The following is an 18,595-nucleotide window of genomic DNA, read 5'->3' on the forward strand; positions in this document are numbered from 1 at the left end:
GTCAGGAGATCTTGGGCGCCACCCGGCCCGACCACTCGACGGCGACGACCTTCCCGCCGACCCTGACGAACCGGCCGTCCGGGCGTTTGCCCGGACGGTCGGTCTGGTGGAAGGCGTCGCCGGCGAGTGGGACCAGGGTGATGGGCTCCTGTACGGGCACCTCTAGATCGGGCATGAGCTCGCGATACCGGGCGATCATCTCCTCGCTGAAGCGCCGGTCGACCGTGACGCGGTCACCGTCGGCGCTCATCACCAGCAGGTGGCCTTCGCCTCGGTCGTAGACGCCCACGAGCTCGGCCAGCTCCTCTTCGTCGAGGCGCGCGGGGATGAGGGGTTCGGGCTGGGCGCCGAGATGGTCTTCCAGTACCAGCGCCCTGATCTCCTCCAGCAGCTCACCCGCTCCCGCTCCGATGGAGTTGGCGAGCACCGCCAGGACGAGCCCGTGCTCGGGGACGAGGGTGAGCAGGGCCACCCCGCACGTCGTGCCGCCGGTGTGCTCGACCACGCCGACGCCGCCGACGTCGCGGAGGAACCAGGAGATTCCCACGTCGCCGGCCGTCGACGTCTGGGGCGTGGAGGGTAGCCGCATCAGCTCCAGCGTGCCGGGTTCGAGCACGCCGTCACCGCCGCCCAGGTGGAAGCGGCCGTAGTCGAGCAGGTCCCCGATGCCGCAGAAGAGCCCGCCCGCGGGAGCCGCGCTCCGTTCCATGAGCCACTGGCCGACGACCTCGGCGGGGCCGTCGGCCCTGCCCTTGCTGCCGTGGCCGACCACGAACCGGCGGGTGATGATGTCGGCGACGTCGAAGAAGCTGTGGCCCAGGCCGAGCGGGCCCAGGACCAGGTCCCGCACGGCGGCCTCGTACGTCGTGCCCGTCACCTTCTCGACGACCCGGCCCGCCAGCGACAGTGCCGCGTTGTTGTAGGAGACGACCGAGCCCAGGGGCATGACCTGCTCGAACTCCGCCATTCTGGCGACGTAGGCGGCCAGGGCGCCATCGTCCCTGCCGGTGTCGACGACGCGGTCGCCCTCCCAGCCGGCCGTGTGGTTGAGCAGGTGGAGCATCGTGACGTGCTCGGTCGCGCCGGGGTCCTTGAGCCTCAGCTCGGGAACGTACCTCTTGACCGGCGCGGCGAGGTCTATCGCGCCGCGCTCGACCAGCCGCATCACGGCGGTGGCCGTGACGGTCTTGGTCACCGAGCCGATGGCGAACAGGGTGGTCTCGTCGACGGGCAGCGGGTTCGCCGTGGAGGTGACGCCGTGGCAGCCGACGAACCGCTCCCCCTCCTGGGCCACGCCCACGGCGACGCCGGGCACGCCGAGCGGGCCGGCCCGGTCGGCGATCAGGCGTCGCAGACGTTCGCGTAGGTCGCTCATTAGATTCTCCTCAATTGCTTCTCATCGAGCTCAATTGCTCTCATCGGGCTCGATCTGTCGAAGGGCGCGCAGGTCGTGGGTCGCGCCCTCGTGGAAGACCACGACGCCGTCGGCGCCGAGGCGGGTCCAGGTGCCGTCGGGCTCGCGTACGACGGCCGCGTGCTCGGGCACGGCGACGATCGGCACGTTCGTCGGCGTGCAGGCGAGCAGGCTGGTCAACATGTACTGGCCCTTGGTGGTGTCGCTGTGCGGGACCACCCGCAGCCCCGGCAGCAGGCCGAGGCCGGGCCGGTTCCAGGAGTAGGAGAGGCCGTCCGCGGCGGGTTCCTCCTCCAGGGAGGCGACGATCCTGCCGGTGAGCGCCATCGACCCCGCCGACTCGCCCGCCAGCACCGCGCCCGCCTTCCAGGCCGCCACGATCGCCCGCCACACGGGCGTGCCGTCCAGGATGCGGGTCAGAGGTCCAGGCCGCCCGCCGGCCAGCAGGATGTAGCGGGCTCTCTCCACCAGCGCGACGTTGGCCGGGTCGGCCGCCTCCTCCCTACTGAAGATCATCGGGGTGGTGACGCGGGCGCCGAAATGGTGCTCGTACTGCTCGACTCGGGCCTTCAGCAGCCGCAGGAGCTCCTCCCGCGCCCATTCCACCCCGGCGGTGGGGAGCATCAGCACCTCGTCTCCGCCTGATCGCGCGAGCAGCTCGGCGTCGATCTTCGCGTCCGCGTCGATGTCGCTCAGCCCGATGAGGGCGAGAGGACCTGGCATGACAACCTCCACTGTTTCTGGGTGAACTCAACGGGCTGAGATCCTGGCCGCGTCGATGTCACCGGCCACCGAACGCGTGGCGGCCAGCTGCACCAGAGCCGCCACCACCACGAACGGCACCAGCCACAGCAGCACGTGCCGCAGCGCCGGCCCCTCGGTGAGCGCGAGCAGCAGCGGCCCCAGGGCGCTGCCCAGCAACTGGAACGGCACGGCGAGCTGGAACCCGATGCCGCGGTACCTGGCGGGCAGGACGTGCGCCATCATCGCCAGGTAGGTGGGCGTCTGCATCGCCACGATCACCGAGAACACCACGTTGGCCGCGACGAACACCGGCAGCCCGGGCAGCAGCCCGACCGCCAGCACCAGCACGGCGATGCCGAGCGTGCCCGCGCCCTGGATGAAGGCCAGCGCCGACGGCCGACGCTCCACGAAACGATCGTTGAGCAGTCCCGCCAGCAGCACGGCGACCAGGCCGGCCACCAGCTGGGCCTCCAGCAACATCGAACGCTGGAAGGGGCTGAGGGCGTAGTCCCGGGCCGCGATCAGGGCGATCACCATGGTGAGCGGGCCGCCGATCAGGCTGTAGACGAAGCCGCTGATCGCCTGCAGCCTGAGCGTCCTGACCGCCCACGCCGCGCGGATGCCCTCCCAGAACCGCGGCGGCGGCGCCGGCTCCGACGCGGGCTCCAGCCCTGCCGCCGCTCTGTCGGTGCCGCCTCTGACCGGTTCCTTCAGCAGGAACGTGGTGCAGGCCACGGCGGTGGCCAGCACCGCCAGCAGGAGCGTGGCGTGGCGCCAGCCGTACGCCGTGACCAGCAGTCCCGCGACCGGCGCGCCGATGAGGCCGCCGACGGTGGCGGCCGCCTTCAGCAGCGCGATGACCCGCCCTCTCGACGACGGCGGATAGTAGTCGGCGAGCAGCGGGAGCTGGGTCACGCCGTCGGGGACCCTGGCGATGGAGCCGAGGGCCCGGCCGGCGAGCAGGACCGCGCCGCTGGGAGCCAGCGCCTGGATGAAGTCGCCGAGGTTCGCGGTGATCTCGCCCCACTGGAGGAGCCGGACGCGGCTGCGGATCCGGTCGACGAGATAGCCGAGCGGCAGCCCGGCCACGGTCGTCACGACCATGGTGGCCGAGGCGATGGCCCCGGTCGCGGTCAGCGAGAGCCCCAGGTCGTCCTGGATCTCGGGAAGGGCGAGCTGGAGCGCCTTGTCGTCCCACCCGGCCAGCAGGGCGGTCAGGCAGAAGACGAGGAGGGGGATCCGCGGGCCGCGGATGGTGCGTGGATCGAGCCCGGCGAGCAGGCCGCGACGGCGCGCGACCGAGGGGGGTGGGGCCACATCGACTCCAAACAGGAGATGAATCAGCCGTTACAACGAACTGAGTGTTGCGATCTTAGGAATGACCCGCGTGATCGGAAGCGGCCGACAAGCCGCTCTTCGCGGCCACATGGAGGAGGCGCGACCAGCGCGGACTCTCCCACCATCAGCAACATGACGATCACTGTGCTGCGGGCGGCGCGCGTTCTGGACGTGATGCGCGGAGTATTGCGCGAGGGAGTCGACGTAGCCGTACGCGACGGCACGATCGTGGCCGTCGGCCCCGGCCTCGACGGCGACTCGACCCTCGACCTGGGCGACACGTCCCTGCTGCCCGGCTTCTTCGACGTGCACCTGCACCTCACCGGCCTGCGCTCCTACGACGAGGGGCGGCTGCCCGACCGCGAGACGGCGGCCGTGCGGGCGGCCAAGGACTGCGCGGCGCTGCTCGCCGCCGGGTTCACCACCGTGCGCGACTGCGGCAGCGCCATCGCGCTCACGCTCAGGCCGCTGGTGGCCGACGGGACGATCCCCGGCCCGCGGATCTTCGCCGCGGGGCCCGCGATCTGCCAGACCGGCGGCCACGCCGACACCCACCATCTGCCTCTCGAAGAGGTACGCCGCCAGCCGGACGCGCTGATCGCCGACGGGCCCTGGCAGTGCAGGCAGGCCGTACGGCAGGCCATCAGGGCGGGCGCCGACTTCATCAAGATCTGCACCACCGGCGGGGTCGGAACCGAGCGCGACCACCCGCAGGACGCGCACTTCACCCCCGAGGAGATCACCGCCATCGTCGAGGAGGCCCACCGGCTCGGCCGGAGGGTGGCCGCGCACGCGCAGGGCACCGCGGGCGTCAGGGCGGCGGTGCTCGCGGGCGTGGACTCGATCGAGCACGGCTACTACCTCGACGAGGAGTGCGTCGCCGAGATGCGCGAGCGGGGCACCTTCTACGTGCCGACCTTCGCCTTGAAGACCTTCTTCGAGCGCACGTCCGAGGGGGGTCACGGGCTGCCCGAATGGCGCCTGCGCAAGCAGCGGGAGGTCGTGGGAGCCATGTCGGCCTCGCTCAAGCTCGCCCGCGCCGCCGGGCTGACGATCGCCACCGGGTCCGACTACTACGGCCCCCCGCTGCGCCGGCACGGCGACAACGCCGACGAGCCGATCTCCATGGTGCGCGACGGCATGCCACCGGCCGACGCGCTGCGCGCGCTCACCCTCCACGGAGCGCAGGTGCTGGGGCTGGCGGATCAGGCGGGCAGCATCGAACCCGGCAAACGGGCCGATCTGGTGGCGGTCGGCGGGGATCCCCTGCGTGACATCGAGGCGTTGCGCCGGGTGGGCTTCGTCATACAGGGCGGCAACGTGGTCCACGACCGTCCGCTCCGACGGCCGTAGCGCGCTCGACTCCCTCGAAGCGATGGGCCGGCTCGACGCCTATGCGGGCACTGAGGAGGCGCGCGGGACGAGGCGCGTCGGGTGGACCGCGCCTCTCGGCATGGTGGGCGCCCGGCCCTCCACGATCTCGATCAGCAGCTGCATCGCCAGCCGGGTGATCCCGAGCGGGTCGAGGGAGAGCGTGGTGACCGGCGGCGAGGTCGTCTCGTAGGAGCTGGACTCGCTGGCGCACACCACGAGGAGCTCCTCCGGCACCCGGAGGTTCATGCTGCGGGCGGCCGAGAGCAGGACGTGGCCGCACCGGTCGTACGGGCCGAAGACCGCGTCGGGCGCGGGGCGTCTGGCGAGCAGCCGGGCGACCGCGGGAGCCGGATCCTTGCACCTCATCAGCTCGATCAGCGGCGGTTGCCCGCGTTCCGCGCACCACTGCCGGTAGGTCGCCATGCACGACTGGATGTAGTAGTCGGTGGTGTCGCCGCCGAGCAGCGCGATCCGCGCCGCGCCGGCGGCCGCCAAGTGGTCCAGCACGCCGCGCACGGCGCTTTCGACGTCGTTGTCGATCCAGACGTCGTCGTGCTCGGGCACCGGAGGCCGTCCGGAGAACACCACGGGGATGCCGTGGCGGCGCAGCTCGGCGCGCACCGGGTCGCCCTGCGGGCTGTCGATCAGCATCATGCCGTCCACCGCGAGATCGGTCCAGCGCTCCGGGCCGACCGCGGTGGGCCGCACCACGAGGCTGTAGCCGTGCTCGTGCGCGACCGCGGTGGCCGCCTGCACCGCCTGGGAGAAGTACGCGATCTCCGCGAAACCCCAGGACACGGGATGGTCGGTGGTGACGGCGAGGCCGAGCACCCGGCTCTCCCCCGCGACGCCCTGGTTGCCTCCGTAGGGGATGTAGCCCAGCTCGCGGGCGATCGAGCGTACGTGCCGCCGGGTGGTCTGTGACATGCGCCCGACCGAATTGAGCGCGTTGGAGACCGTCGCGGTCGACACTCCAGCCACCCGCGCCACATCGGCCAAGGTAACGGCGGCCGAAGCTCTCCGAGGCACATCGGCAGTGTACGCCGCTGTTCACGCGCCGTGTATCGCCCCGATTAACAAAGGTTACAACAGAGGATCAGCCGACCCGGCGCGAAATCCGTCGTCACCCCCGGTGTTCCGCTGTCGAAACCGTTTTCTTCGATGCCTTGTAGTTAATTGATTAATCAACCTCAATGACCTCACCGGCACTTTTGGTCCGCAGGAGGTAACGGATGAACATTACGTTCCGTTCGATCGCCGTCGCGGCGGTCGCGGTGATGTCTTTGGCCGCGTGCGGGTCCGTGTCGGAGCCGGCCGCGCAGGGAGCGGCGGCGGTGAAGGCGGTGGTCGCCCCGCCCGCTGTGATCAAGGGAGGGGAGATCGTCTACTGCTCGGACATCTCGGCCCCGCCACTGGAGTTCTACGACAAGGCCAGGAAGCCGCAGGGTGCGGACGTCGAGATCGGCAACGCGATCGCGCGGAAGCTCGGCGTCAGCCCGGTGTGGCGCAACACCAAATTCGCCTCCATCGTCCCCACGCTCGTGGCCAGGCAGTGCGACGCGATCCTGTCGCAGCTCTACATCAAGCCCGAGCGTGAGAAGGTCGTCGACTTCGTTCCCTACATGTACTCCGGGCAGTCGATCCTGGTGCCCAAAGGCAACCCCAAGAAGGTCGGCGGCCTGGACGAGAGCCTGTGCGGGCTCACCGTGTCGACCCTGATCTCCACCACCGCGGCGACCCGGATCGACGGGCAGTCCAAGAAGTGCGAGGCCGCGGGCCGGCCCGCCATCAAGATGAACCGCTTCGACCAGGACATCGCCGCCCTGCAGGAGCTGGCCCTCGGCCGGTCGGAGGCGTACGCCACGACCAGCGAGACCGCGGCCTACTACATTGGCCAGCAGCCGGGCACGTTCGAGTTCGCCGGCGGTGCCTTCGACAAGGTCAAGGCGGGCATCGCGGTACGCAAGGGCAACACCGGCCTGCGGGACGCGATCTCCAAGGCGTTCGACGAGATCCGGTCTGAGGGCGCCTACGACCAGATCCTCACCAAGTGGAACCTGCAGGTAGACAAGCTCTGACACAAGGGAGACCCCCCTCTCGTGCACGCCATCTCCGCCCCTGAGGGAGGCTTGAGTTTCGACTCGGCGTTCTTCTGGGACTCGCTGCTCCACCCGTCGGCCGCCTTCCTGGAAGGGCTGTGGCAGACGGTGTACATCTCCGTCGTCGCCCAGGTGCTGGCCGTTATCATCGGTCTGGGCATCGCCCTGATGCGCCGTTCGAAACGGCGCTGGGTCGCCGGGGCGGCAGGCGGCTACATCTGGGTCATCCGGGGCACCCCGCTGCTGGTGCAGCTGGTCCTGGTCTACAACGGCCTGGCCGCGGCGGGACTCTACACCTTCGCCGACGCCACGCTGTTCGGGCTGGTCGTGCCGGGAGTGATCCAGGCGGCGTTGTTCACCCTGGCGGTGAACGAGAGCGCCTACATGGCGGAGATCATCCGGGCCGGCATCGACTCGGTGGGCAAGGGGCAACTGGAGGCGTCGCTCGCCGTCGGCATGACGCCGAGGTCGGCGATGAGATGGATCATCCTGCCGCAGGCGCTGCGCTTCATCGTGCCGCCGCTCGGCAACAACTTCAACGCGATGATGAAGACCACCTCGATCCTGAGCGTGATCGGCGTGGAGGAGCTCTTCCTCAACACCCAGGCGGTCAGCTCCACCACCTTCCACACGTTCGAGATCTTCATCGTCGCGGCGCTGTACTACCTGCTGCTCACCACGCTCTGGTCGTTCGTCCAGGCGTGGATCGAGAGCAGGCTCAACGCCTCGGCCGGAGCGCCGCGGCCGCCGACGGTCATCCAGCGGCTCTTCGGCGGCGGACGCGGCGCTCCCCCGCCGGCCCAGGCCGCGCTCCCCCAGGGCACTGCTGCGACACCGGCGGAGATCCGATGAACACCGATGTGATCGTCCACGCCGAGGACGTGACCCGCTCGCTGGGCGGCCACGTGGTGCTCGACCAGGTCAACCTGGAGGTACGGCGGGGCGAGGTCGTCGTCCTGATCGGCCCTTCCGGCGCGGGCAAGACGACGTTCCTGCGTACCATCAACCACCTGGAGACGATCGACAGCGGGAGCATCACGGTCGGCGGCCGGCTGGTCGGCTACCGGCAGGGCCGGGGCGGCCGGCTGGTGGAGGAATCCTCCTCCGCCATCGCCAGGCAACGCAGGGACATCGGCTTCGTGTTCCAGCACTTCAACCTGTTCGGGCACATGACCGCCGCCGAGAACGTCTGGCACGGGCCGGTCCGGGTCAAGGGGGTGCCGAAGGCGCAGGCCGTACAGGATGCGCACCGGCTCCTGGACCGGGTGGGCCTGGCGCACAAGGCCGGCGCGCACCCGGCCAACCTGTCCGGCGGTCAGCAGCAGCGGGTGGCCATCGCCCGCGCGCTGGCCATGCAGCCGGCGCTGATGTTGTTCGACGAGCCGACCAGCGCGCTCGACCCGGAGATGATCGGCGAGGTCCTGGAGGTCATGAAGGAGCTCGCCCGCGAGCGGATGACCATGGTCGTGGTGACCCACGAGATGGGGTTCGCCCGCGAGGTCGCCGACCGGGTCGTGGTCATGGACGAAGGACGGGTGCTGGAGATCGCCCCTCCCGCCGAGCTCTTCAATTCACCGCGACACGCGCGCACCAGATCGTTCCTGTCGAAGATCATCTGAAAGACGTCATGACACACACCTGTGCCATCGCCAGTCCGCATGCCCTGGCCACGGCCGCCGCCGGCGAGGCGGTCCGCCGCGGCGGCAACGCCATCGACGCCGCACTGGCCGCGGCGGCCACCCTCACCGTCGTCTATCCCCACAACACCACCGTCGGCGGCGACCTGATCGCCCTCGTCCGCACCCCCGACGGGCGGATCACCTGCGTCAACGCCAGCGGCCCCGCCCCGGCCGGGGCGGACCCGGCCGCCGTCGCCGCGCGGCACGGCGATCGCATGCCGGTCAGCGGGCCCGACACGATCACCGTCCCTGGCGCGGTCGCCGGCTGGGCCGCCCTGCACCGGGCCGGCGCCCGGCTGGACTGGGCCGAGCACTTCACCGCCGCCACCGGGTACGCGCGGGGCGTCGCCGTCGCCCCCGGCCTGGCCGTGGCGATCGCGGAGGCCGCCGAGCTGATCGCCGACGACGCCGGGATGCGGGCCGTGTTCAGCCCGGGCGGCACGCTGCTGGCCGAAGGGGAGACGCTCCGCCAGGAGGCGCTCGGCGCGACCCTGACCGCCCTCGCCGCGCACGGCCCCGAGGCCCTGTACGGGGGGCGCGTCGGCGAACTGCTGGCCGCCGGGCTGCGCTCCCTCGGCTCGGCCGTCACCCTGGCCGACCTCGCCTCCTACCAGGCCGAGCTGACCGCGCCGCTGTGCCGTGCGTTCCGCGGGCGGCAGGTGTTCACCAGCCCGCCCAACACCCACGGGTTCCTGCTGCTGCAGGCGCTGGGCGCGGTGGCCGAGCACGAGGACGCGGCCGACCCGCTCGGCGCCGGCGCCGGGCGGCTGGCCCGGATCTTCCACCGCGGCATCGGCGACCGCGGGCGGCACCTGGGCGATCCGAGGTTCGCGACGGTCGACGTGGACGCCCTGCTCGACCCCGGCTACCTGCGCCGCCTCGCCACCGAGCAGGCGGAACCCGCGACGAGCGGGCGGGCCGGCGGCGACACCGTGGCCGTGGTGACCGCCGACGCCGACGGGTGGGCGGTCTCCCTGATCCAGAGCCTGTTCCACAGCTTCGGCTCGGGCGTGCTGGAGCCGTCCACCGGGATCCTGCTGCACAACCGGGGATCGTTCTTCTCCCTGGATCCCGCTTCTCCCAACATGCTGGCCCCCGGCAAGCGGCCCGCGCACACCCTGATGCCGGTCATGGTTACCGAGGGCGACCGGCTCGCCTGGGTCACCGGCACCATGGGCGGCAAGGCGCAACCGCAGATCCTCACCCAGGTGCTGCTGCGGCTGCTCGCCGGCGCGAGCCCGGCCGAGGCGGTGGCCGCGCCTCGCTGGGTGGTCGGCGGGCTGGAGGTGGGCCAGCCCGAGGACACCATCAGCGTCGAGGCCGACGCCGGTCCGCGGACGGTCGCGGCGCTGGCCACCACCGGCGCGCCGATGATCGAACTTCCTGCCGGCTCCGAATGGGTGGGCCACGCCCACGTGGTCGCGATGGCCCTGGACGGCCGGCCGGTCGCAGAGAGTGATCCCCGCAGTGACGGCGCCGCCGTCGTCATTCACCACCCCATGGAGGTACGCCCCCGATGAACGCCGACCCCCGCTTCTCCTCCGACCGCTCCGACCAGGAACTCGGCATGGACCGGCGGATCTCCCGCCGCGACTTCCTGGACGGCATGGCCCTCACCGTGGGGGCCACCGCCGCGGGCGGGCTGCTCGCCGGCACCGGAACCGCGTACGCGGCCGCCGGCCATGACTCCTATCCGCCTGAGCTGACCGGCCTGCGTGGCAGCCACGCCGGCTCGTTCGAGGTCGCGCACGCCGTACGTGACGGCGAGTTCGACGTCACGAAGTTACGCGACACCGGCGAGGAGTACGACCTCGTCGTGGTCGGCGCGGGAATCAGCGGCCTGTCCGCCGCCCACTTCTACCTGCGCGACATCGACCGCCGGGCCAAGATCCTGATCATCGACCCGCACGACGACTTCGGCGGGCACGCCAAGCGCAACGAGTTCCGGGTCGGCGGGCGCAGGCTGATCGGCTACGGCGGGTCCCAGTCGATCGACACGCCGAGCGCGTACCCGCAGGAGGCCAAGCAGCTCCTGCTCGACGTGGGGATCGAGGTCGACCGGTTCACTACGTACTACGACCAGGGGTTCAACCAGCGGCACGGCCTGGTCAACCGGGCGACGTACTTCCTCAAGGAGAGCTGGGGGCGCGACCACCTCGCGCTGCGCCGGCCGGGGATGACCAACGCCCAGCTCCTCGCCGACGCGCCGCTGACCCCCGAAGCCCGCGGGCAGCTCGCCGGGTTGCTCGATAGCCCGCGTGACTGGCTGGCCGGCCTGGACCAGCAGCAGAAGCTCGCCGAGCTGCGCAAACGTACCGTCATGCAGTTCCTGGACGACTACGTCCATCTGCTGCCCGACACCCGCAAATACCTGATCCGGTCGATCTCCAGCGGGACCGGGCTGAACATGGACCAGTTCCCGGCCCTGGACGGCGCGGCGCGCGGCTACACCGGCGTGAACGGGCTCGACCTCGACCGCTCCGGCGGGCCATGGCCGGGCCTGGGCAAGACGAGCACCCGGTTCTGGGGGCACGACGACCCGTACATCCACCACTTCCCCGACGGCAACGCCGGGGTCGCCCGCGCACTGGTGCGCGGCCTGGTGCCGGGCGCGATCCCGGGCGGCACGATGGAGGACCTCGTCACGGCCCGCTGCGACTACTCCCAGCTCGACCGGCAGCGCAACGAGGTCCGGATCCGCCTGAACAGCACGGCGGTACGCGTCGCGCACCGCGGCGACCCGGACCGCGCCACCTGGATCGACGTGGCCTACGCCCACGAGGGCAAGGTCTACCGGGTGCGCGCCCGCAGCGTCGTCATGGCCTGCTGGAACGCGATGATCCCGTACATCGCGCCGGACTTCCCGGCCGCGCAGCGGGCCGCGGGTCGCGAGGCGGTGAAGTACCCGCTGCTGTATGTCAACATCGCGCTGCGCAACTGGCGGGCCTGGCAGCAACTCGGCGTGGCCAACATCGGCTTCCCCGACGGGTTCTGGTCCAGCATGGCGCTGGACATGCCGGTCAGCATGGGCTCGTACAAGTTCTCCAGCGATCCCGGCCAGCCGATCGTCGTCCATGCCGGCGCCTGCCTCACCAAGCCCGGCATGACCGCGCAGGAGGGGGCGAGGGCGGGACGCGGTGAGCTGACGCGGATCTCGTTCGCCGACTTCGAACGCGGGCTGCGTGATTCGCTCGCCCGCGCGCTCGGCCCGTCGGGCTTCGACCCGGCGGCCGACATCGCGGCGATCACCGTGAACCGGTGGGCACACGGTTACGCGCGGTACTACCGGCTGCCGGCGGACGAGGCGTTCTGGCCGGAGGGCCCGACTCCGGCGGACATCCTGAGCGAGGGAGTCGGCCGGATCATGGTCTCCACCACGGACGCCGCTTATCACGGGTTCGTGGACGGGGCGATCGAGACGGCGTACCGGGCGGTGCACCGCATCGGCGAACGACTGTGACCCCACAGCCGCATGGTCGAGCAGGACGACCACCGCTGAGCGGACGGTGCCTCCCCTACGATGGGGACGTTTCTCAACGTTGTGTGTGATTTGTGGCTCGACCGAGGCCGCGGAGAGCACTGAGGGAGTATGTGTGAGTTTCAGCCAGCTGTCCCACCTGGAATGTGGCCGGTGCGGAGCCGAGCATGACAGCGAACGGCCGCAGAACCTGTGCGCGAAGTGCGGGTCGCCGCTGCTCGCCCGCTACGACCTGGCGGCGGTCGGTGCCTCGGTGAGCCCGGACGAGTTCGCGCGGCGCGCGCCGGACCTGTGGCGCTACCACGAACTGCTGCCGGTCAGGGACCCGCGGGCGGTGACCACCCTCGGCGAGGGGATGACGCCGTTGTTGCCGATGGCACGATACGGCGAGCGGATCGGCCTGCCGCGGCTGCTGATGAAGGACGAGGGCCTGATCCCCACCGGCTCGTTCAAGGCCCGCGGCGCCGCGGTCGGCGTGTCACGCGCGGCCGAGCTGGGGATCGAGCGGCTGGCGATGCCGACCAACGGCAACGCCGGTGCCGCCTGGGCGCTCTACGGCGCCCGGGCCGGGCTGACCGCCACGGTCGTCATGCCGGTGGACGCGCCGGAGATCACCCGGCGGGAGTGCGTGGCGTCGGGCACGGACCTGCACCTGGTGGACGGCCTGATCAGCGACGCCGGGCGGATGGTCGGCGAGCTGGTCGCGGCCTCGGACGGCCGGGTCTTCGACGCCTCGACGCTCAAGGAGCCGTACCGCATCGAGGGCAAGAAGACCATGGGCATCGAGATCGCCGAGCAGCTCGGCTGGCGCACTCCCGACGTGATCCTCTACCCGACCGGCGGCGGCGTGGGCCTGATCGGCATCCACAAGGCCCTGAACGAGCTGCGGGAGCTCGGCTGGATCTCGGGTCCGCTGCCGCGGCTGGTCGCGGTCCAGGCCGAGGGCTGCGCGCCGATCGTGCGCGCGTTCGAGCGCGGGGAGCGGGAGAGCCAGTACTGGGAGGGATCCCGTACGGTGGCGTTCGGCATCAACGTGCCCAAGCCCCTCGGCGATTTCCTCATCCTGGAGGCGCTGGCCGAGACCTCGGGGACCGCGGTCACGGTCACCGACGCCGAACTGCTGGCCGAGCTGCGGCAGGTGGCGGCCCTGGAAGGGGCTTTCGTCTGTCCGGAGGGCGCGGCGGCCTTCGCCGCGGCCCGCAAGCTGCGCGCCTCGAGCTGGATCGGCGCGGACGAGCAGGTGGTGGTGCTGAACACCGGAGCCGGACTGAAGTATCCGGGGACGGTCCCGGTGGATGCGCCGGTCCTGGCGGTGGACGCCCACCTCGTCTAGTTGAGTGTGACTCCTCCACCCGGTGAACGGGGTGGCTTCTCGCTACGCCGCGCGGGCGTTGCGGAGGACCAGCCCGGCCCTCAAGACGTTGTGCGCTGCGACGACGTTCATTCTCGTGGAGTACCGCCGCCAGCAGGGCCAGGACGAGTTCCTGCCCGACCAGGGCGTCGCCGTCTACATGGTGGACGAGGCCATCGAGGACAACGACGACGAGAACGCGCTCGCGGTCGAGCTCATCCAGGCGGACGGCCGCCGGGACCTGGCCAAGTTCGATCCGCGCAACCGGGGGGACGTGGGCGACCTGTACCCCTCGAACGGGAACGCGACGCTGAGCGCGCAGACCCGCCCGCCGCTCCGGCTCCCCGGCGGCGGCGACACAGGCGTGACGCTGCAGATCTCCGGCACGCCGGGAGACGACGACATGACCGTGGACGTCATCTTCGACGCCTGACCCCGTAATCATCTCGGTATCGACGTTTAACGCGGGCCCCTGACCAGGTACTGGTCAGGGGCCGCGGCTTGACACCCGCGCCCCGGCCGGCGACGAGGCTCAAGGTCATTTACGAGCTTGCAAACGGGCCGTAACACGCCCAGGCGGTCAACCGCGATCTCATTTCGGTCGTACTTACACAAACCCCACAAATCTCGCCTGTAACCCGTGTTACGCGACATCTTGGGGCATGCTCAAAGGGGTACGACATGCGCTTACACGCGCGGGTTTTGACGCGGACGATCATCGGGACCATGACGGCCGCCCTGCTCTCCACCACTCTCCTCGCCTTGCCCGCGCACGCCGACCCGCCGGCCTCGGGCACCGGAGCGGACGGCGCCTGGTCGGTCGAGAGCCTGGAGGGCGGCTACCGGGTCACCCTCCGCCTCGACGAAGCGCTGCCGGTCCGCGACGCCGTACCGGAGCTCGCCGTCAACGGCACGTCGCTCGGCGCGGCCGAGGAGTCGCCGGACGGCACCACGCTGACCGTCACCACCACCGACCCGGCCGCGGCGGCGGCCGCGTCGGTGGACGTGGCCTGGAACGGCGAGGTCCCCGCGCCGGCCGCGCAGCCGGTCACGCCGCAGGTCACTCCCCCGCAGGCCAGGAAGAAGCCGGGCCATGACCTGCCGGTCGATCCGTCGGCCCGCGGGCGCTACACCGTGGTGCACGACCAGTACGACCTCGGCGACACCGCGATCACCCTGCAGGGCCTGGGCGGGCGGCCCGCGGAGATCCGGGCGAAGGTCTACCTGCCCAAGGAGGCCAGGGGAGAGCGCCCGCTCGTCGTCTTCCTGCACGGCCGCCACTCGGCCTGCTACAACCCCGTCACCAGGACGACGTCCAACTCGACCTGGCCGTGCCCGGCCGAGCAGCAGCCGATCGCCAGCTACACCGGCTACGACGGGCCCGCCGACGTGCTGGCCAGCCAGGGGTACGTGGTCGTGTCGGTGAGCGCCAACGGCGTGAACGCCGCCGACAACCCCTTCAGCGAGGACCGGGGCGCGCTCGCCCGCGGCGAGGTCGTCATGCGCCACCTGGACCTCCTCTCCGCGGCCGAGAAGGGCCACGGCGACCCTGCGATGGTGCGGCTCTTCAAGGACCGCCTGGACCTGGACGACATCGGGCTCATGGGCCACTCACGCGGCGGCGAGGGCGTGGTCAAGGCGGCGCTGATGAACGCCGGGCGCCCCAAGCCCTACGGGATCAAGGCGGTCCTGCCGCTGGCGCCCACCGACTTCGCGCGGGCGAGTCTGCCCGGCATCCCGATGGCGGTGATCCTGCCCTACTGCGACGGGGACGTCTCCAACCAGCAGGGCCAGCACTTCTACGACGACTCCCGGTACGCCGTGGACGACGACCCGGCCTTCCGCTCCTCGTTGATGGTGATGGGCGTCAACCACAACTTCTTCAACACCGAGTGGACCCCGGGGGTGGCCACCGCTCCGGCGTCCGACGACTGGGGCGCCAGGACCGACCCGGTGTGCGGGACGAGCGCCCCGGACCGGCTGAGCGCGGCCGAGCAGTACGCGGCCGGCACCGCGTACATCGCCGGGTTCTTCCGCCTGGTCCAGGGTGACGAGGAGTCGCTGCTGCCGCTGTTCGACGGCAGCGGGGGCAGCGCGCCCTCCGCCGGGCGGGCGGTCGTGCACGCCGTGGCGCAGGCTCCGGCCAAGGACCGGCTCGACGTGGCGCCGTTCACCTCGGCGTCGTCCGCCGTACGGGTGTCCGGATCGGCGACGGCCTCGGTCTGCGCGAGCATGCTGGACCGTTCGCCGCAGAGCGGCCTGCCGGCCTGCGCGAGCAGGCTCACCACCTCGCAGGCCCCGTCCTGGACGCCCGCCACGTACGCGGGGAACGTCACCGCGACCCCCGTCCTGCGGTTCGGCTGGACCGACACCACCGGCCAGGTACGCGTCTCGGTGCCGAAACGGAACCTGGGCGACCACGACGCGCTGACCTTCCGGGCCGCGCTGGACGAGAACGCGGCCGGCGCCGACCTCGCGGTCAGCCTGGTGGACGACCGCGGCAGGTCGGCGACGGTCAACGTCTCGGAGGTGAGCGACGCGCTGACGCCCTTCCCCGGTGCGGCCTCGCCGCTGCCGAAGACCTGGCTGCGTACCGTACGCATCCCGCTGTCGTCGCTGCGTGGGATCGACACGCGTGACGTACGGGAGATCAGGCTCAAGGGCGTGAGCCCGACCGGCGGCGTCTACCTGGGCGACCTCGCGTTCTCCGACGTCGAGGTGGGCCGGACCGAGCTGGACGAGCTGCCGCAGGTCTCGATCCAGGGGGTCACCGTCCCCGAGGGCGACGGTCCCGGCACCGCCACGATGCGGCTCACCCTGTCGGAGCGGGCCAAGGAGCCGGTGACGGTCAGCGTCCAGTCGATCACCTCCGGCACCGCCCCGGTGGTCACGGCGCTGGCGCAGCAGGTCGTCATCCCCGCCCGGGCCACCTCGGTCACCTTCACCGTGCCGATGACGGGCAACACGACCCCGGCCACGGCCGAGCAGTCCTACCAGGTCGTCGCGTCCGTACCGGCGAACGCGACGATCGGGAGCGGCTTCACCCGCCTGGTGGTCACCGACGACGACGCGCTCTGACCGCCCCGTGGTGCGGTCGGCTGGTGGCCGGCCGCACCATGTCCGGAATTTCGCTTTTGTTACGACAGTGGCGAAACATGAGAGAAACTTGACCAACGATCTACCGCAACAGATCGCGCTCACACTCACCTCCAGAGATCTTGGAGGTGCCCGATGGGCTACAGCAGGCGTGGTTTCTTGACAGCGGTAGGCACGACGGGCGGCGCGGGCGCGCTGCTCGCCACGATGGGCGCGCTCGGCCTCGCACCCACCGCCGAAGCGGCGGCCCGTACGGCCTTCAGCCCGCCCGAGCCGTCCGACTTCACCCTCACCGGGCGGGGCGCCAAGAAGGTGGTCGTGCTCGGCGCGGGCGTCGCGGGCCTCGCCACCGCGTACGAACTGGGCAAGGCGGGCTACGACTGCACCATCCTGGAGGCGCTGGACCGGGTCGGCGGCCGCAACTGGACCATCAGGGGCGGCGACCGGCTCACCGAGCTCGACGGCTCCACCCAGACCGCCCGCTTCTCCGACGGCCTCTACTTCAACGCCGGCCCGGCCCGGCTCGCGCAGTGGATGGTCACCGTGGACTACGCCCGCGAGCTGGGCGTGCCCCTGGAGGTCTTCACCAACTCCAACGCGCAGGCCTACATCTACAACGCCAACGCCGGGATGACCGCGCCGGTCCGCTGGCGTGCCGCGAAGGCGGACGTCTACGGGTACGTCTCCGAACTGCTCTCCACGGCGACCGACAGCGGCGCCCTGGACGGCAAGCTCACCGCCGCGGACAAGGAGCGGCTCATCACCTTCCTGCGCGGCTTCGGCTCGATCGGGAACAAGGCGGCCGGCTTCGCGTACGAGGGCGGCGAGCGCCGGGGGTACAGCGTCGATCCGGGCGCGGGCGAGCAGCCGGGCGAGGAGCTGGGCCCGGTCCCCTCGCTGTCGGAGGTGTTCGCCAGCGGGGTCGGCCAGCGCTTCTCCTTCGAGTTCGGCTACGACCAGGCGATGCTCATGTTCCAGCCGGTCGGCGGCATGGACGCCATCCCCAAGGCGTTCGCCGCCGCGCTCGGCAAGAACAAGATCCAGCTCAGGTCCAAGGTCACCAAGATCACCGACCTGGCGGACGGCGTCGAGATCGAGTACCAGGACAAGAACGGCAGGACCCGGAAGATCACCGCGGACTTCTGCGTCGCCGCGATGCCGCCGCACATCCTGGCCAAGACCCCGCACAACCTCGGCCCCGACGTACAGGCCGCCCTGGCCACGCCGACCGTCAACGCGGCGGGCAAGATCGGCCTGGAGTACCGCCGCCGCTGGTGGGAGACCGACGACAACATCTACGGCGGCATCACCAACACCGACCTCGACCTGGCGACCATCTGGTACCCCTCCTACGGGTACGGCGGGCGGCGCGGCCTCGTCATCGGCTACTACAACTTCGGCGCCCAGGCCGACGCGTACGCCGCCCTGCCCCACCGCGAGCGGGAGAAGCGCGCGATCGAGCAGGGCATGAAGATCCACGGCGAGAAGTACCGCGACGAGCTGGTCTCCTCGGTGTCCATCGCGTGGAAGCTCCAGCCGCACATCGAGGGCGCCTGGGTCGGCTGGCCGTCCCGCACCGGGGCGTACCAGTTGCTGAACAAGCCCGCCGGGCACGTCCATTTCGCGGGCGACTGGCTCAGCTACATGATCGCCTGGCAGGCGGGCGCCCTGGAGTCCGCCCGCAAGACGGTCACCGACCTGCACAAGCGCGTACTGACCTCCTGACCCCTGGAACGCCGAGGGCCCGCACGGGCCCTCGGCGAGTCTCGGCCGCCGGCCCGGGACGATCCAGGTCAGCAACCGGACATGGTCGCTCGTCCTCGAAGAATTTCGCCGGAGTTGTCACAGGCCGGAGGGCTGTCCTGTCTTAGCTGGCGACCGGATGGCGACGGATGCCCCGGCGAAGGGGAAGGCTCTCCATGAAGATCGTGGTAGCCGGCGGCACCGGCCTGATCGGCGCGATTCTCGGCGAGACCCGGTACAACGACTGGCCGGGCAAGTAGGACATCGCACCCCGAACGC

At 71.0% G+C, this 18,595-nt stretch carries 14 protein-coding genes; 10 read left to right on the top strand and 4 right to left on the bottom strand.

Going from position 1 to position 18,595, the window contains the following annotated elements:
- Position 1: 1 nt before the first annotated feature.
- The 3 genes from ACFLIM_RS13475 to ACFLIM_RS13485 are packed head-to-tail and all read right to left on the bottom strand — an operon-like array spanning position 2 to position 3,475.
- A complete protein-coding gene (locus tag ACFLIM_RS13475; RefSeq protein ID WP_393165025.1) occupies positions 2-1,375 on the bottom strand; it encodes a serine hydrolase domain-containing protein in 1,374 nt (457 codons plus the stop codon).
- A 30-nt stretch (positions 1,376-1,405) separates the two neighbouring features.
- Positions 1,406-2,137, bottom strand: a complete 732-nt coding sequence (locus ACFLIM_RS13480) for a Type 1 glutamine amidotransferase-like domain-containing protein (RefSeq protein WP_393165026.1) — start codon at positions 2,135-2,137, stop codon at positions 1,406-1,408.
- A gap of 27 nt (positions 2,138-2,164) precedes the next feature.
- Positions 2,165-3,475, bottom strand: coding sequence for an MFS transporter (locus ACFLIM_RS13485; RefSeq protein WP_393165027.1), 1,311 nt, complete (start codon positions 3,473-3,475; stop codon positions 2,165-2,167).
- Between the two features lie 153 nt (positions 3,476-3,628).
- On the opposite strand from ACFLIM_RS13485, the gene ACFLIM_RS13490 reads away from it, so the two are divergent.
- A complete protein-coding gene (locus ACFLIM_RS13490) occupies positions 3,629-4,849 on the top strand; it encodes a metal-dependent hydrolase family protein (RefSeq protein ID WP_393165029.1) in 1,221 nt (406 codons plus the stop codon).
- Between the two features lie 39 nt (positions 4,850-4,888).
- Here the strand turns inward: ACFLIM_RS13490 and ACFLIM_RS13495 are convergent, their stop codons facing one another.
- Positions 4,889-5,899: a LacI family DNA-binding transcriptional regulator gene (locus tag ACFLIM_RS13495; protein WP_393165031.1), complete on the bottom strand. Its 1,011-nt coding sequence runs from the start codon at positions 5,897-5,899 to the stop codon at positions 4,889-4,891.
- A 203-nt stretch (positions 5,900-6,102) separates the two neighbouring features.
- Here ACFLIM_RS13495 and ACFLIM_RS13500 point away from each other — a divergent pair, with 203 nt between their 5' ends.
- From ACFLIM_RS13500 to ACFLIM_RS13540, 9 genes are all read left to right on the top strand, one after another.
- A complete protein-coding gene (locus ACFLIM_RS13500; protein ID WP_393165033.1) occupies positions 6,103-6,948 on the top strand; it encodes an ABC transporter substrate-binding protein in 846 nt (281 codons plus the stop codon).
- 51 nt (positions 6,949-6,999) lie between these two features.
- A complete protein-coding gene (locus ACFLIM_RS13505; protein WP_393165035.1) occupies positions 7,000-7,821 on the top strand; it encodes an amino acid ABC transporter permease in 822 nt (273 codons plus the stop codon).
- On the top strand, positions 7,818-8,588 hold the full coding sequence (locus ACFLIM_RS13510; protein WP_393165037.1) for an amino acid ABC transporter ATP-binding protein: 771 nt from the start codon (positions 7,818-7,820) through the stop codon (positions 8,586-8,588). The genes ACFLIM_RS13505 and ACFLIM_RS13510 overlap by 4 nt, the downstream gene beginning before the upstream one ends.
- Before the next feature lie 8 nt (positions 8,589-8,596).
- A complete protein-coding gene (locus tag ACFLIM_RS13515) occupies positions 8,597-10,168 on the top strand; it encodes a gamma-glutamyltransferase family protein (RefSeq protein ID WP_393165038.1) in 1,572 nt (523 codons plus the stop codon).
- Positions 10,165-12,108 (top strand): NAD(P)-binding protein, encoded by a 1,944-nt coding sequence (locus ACFLIM_RS13520; protein ID WP_393165040.1) that lies wholly within the window; start codon positions 10,165-10,167, stop codon positions 12,106-12,108. The genes ACFLIM_RS13515 and ACFLIM_RS13520 overlap by 4 nt, the downstream gene beginning before the upstream one ends.
- A gap of 133 nt (positions 12,109-12,241) precedes the next feature.
- A complete protein-coding gene (locus ACFLIM_RS13525) occupies positions 12,242-13,459 on the top strand; it encodes a threonine synthase (RefSeq protein WP_393165042.1) in 1,218 nt (405 codons plus the stop codon).
- Positions 13,460-13,490: 31 nt separating this feature from the next.
- On the top strand, positions 13,491-13,910 hold the full coding sequence (locus ACFLIM_RS13530) for a hypothetical protein (RefSeq protein WP_393165044.1): 420 nt from the start codon (positions 13,491-13,493) through the stop codon (positions 13,908-13,910).
- Positions 13,911-14,158: 248 nt separating this feature from the next.
- Positions 14,159-16,555, top strand: coding sequence for a hypothetical protein (locus ACFLIM_RS13535; protein ID WP_393165046.1), 2,397 nt, complete (start codon positions 14,159-14,161; stop codon positions 16,553-16,555).
- Positions 16,556-16,732: 177 nt separating this feature from the next.
- Positions 16,733-18,298: a flavin monoamine oxidase family protein gene (locus ACFLIM_RS13540; protein WP_393165048.1), complete on the top strand. Its 1,566-nt coding sequence runs from the start codon at positions 16,733-16,735 to the stop codon at positions 18,296-18,298.
- Positions 18,299-18,595 lie beyond the last annotated feature (297 nt).

The organism is Nonomuraea marmarensis, from assembly GCF_043197025.1.
Classification (GTDB): Bacteria; Actinomycetota; Actinomycetes; order Streptosporangiales; family Streptosporangiaceae; genus Nonomuraea; species Nonomuraea marmarensis.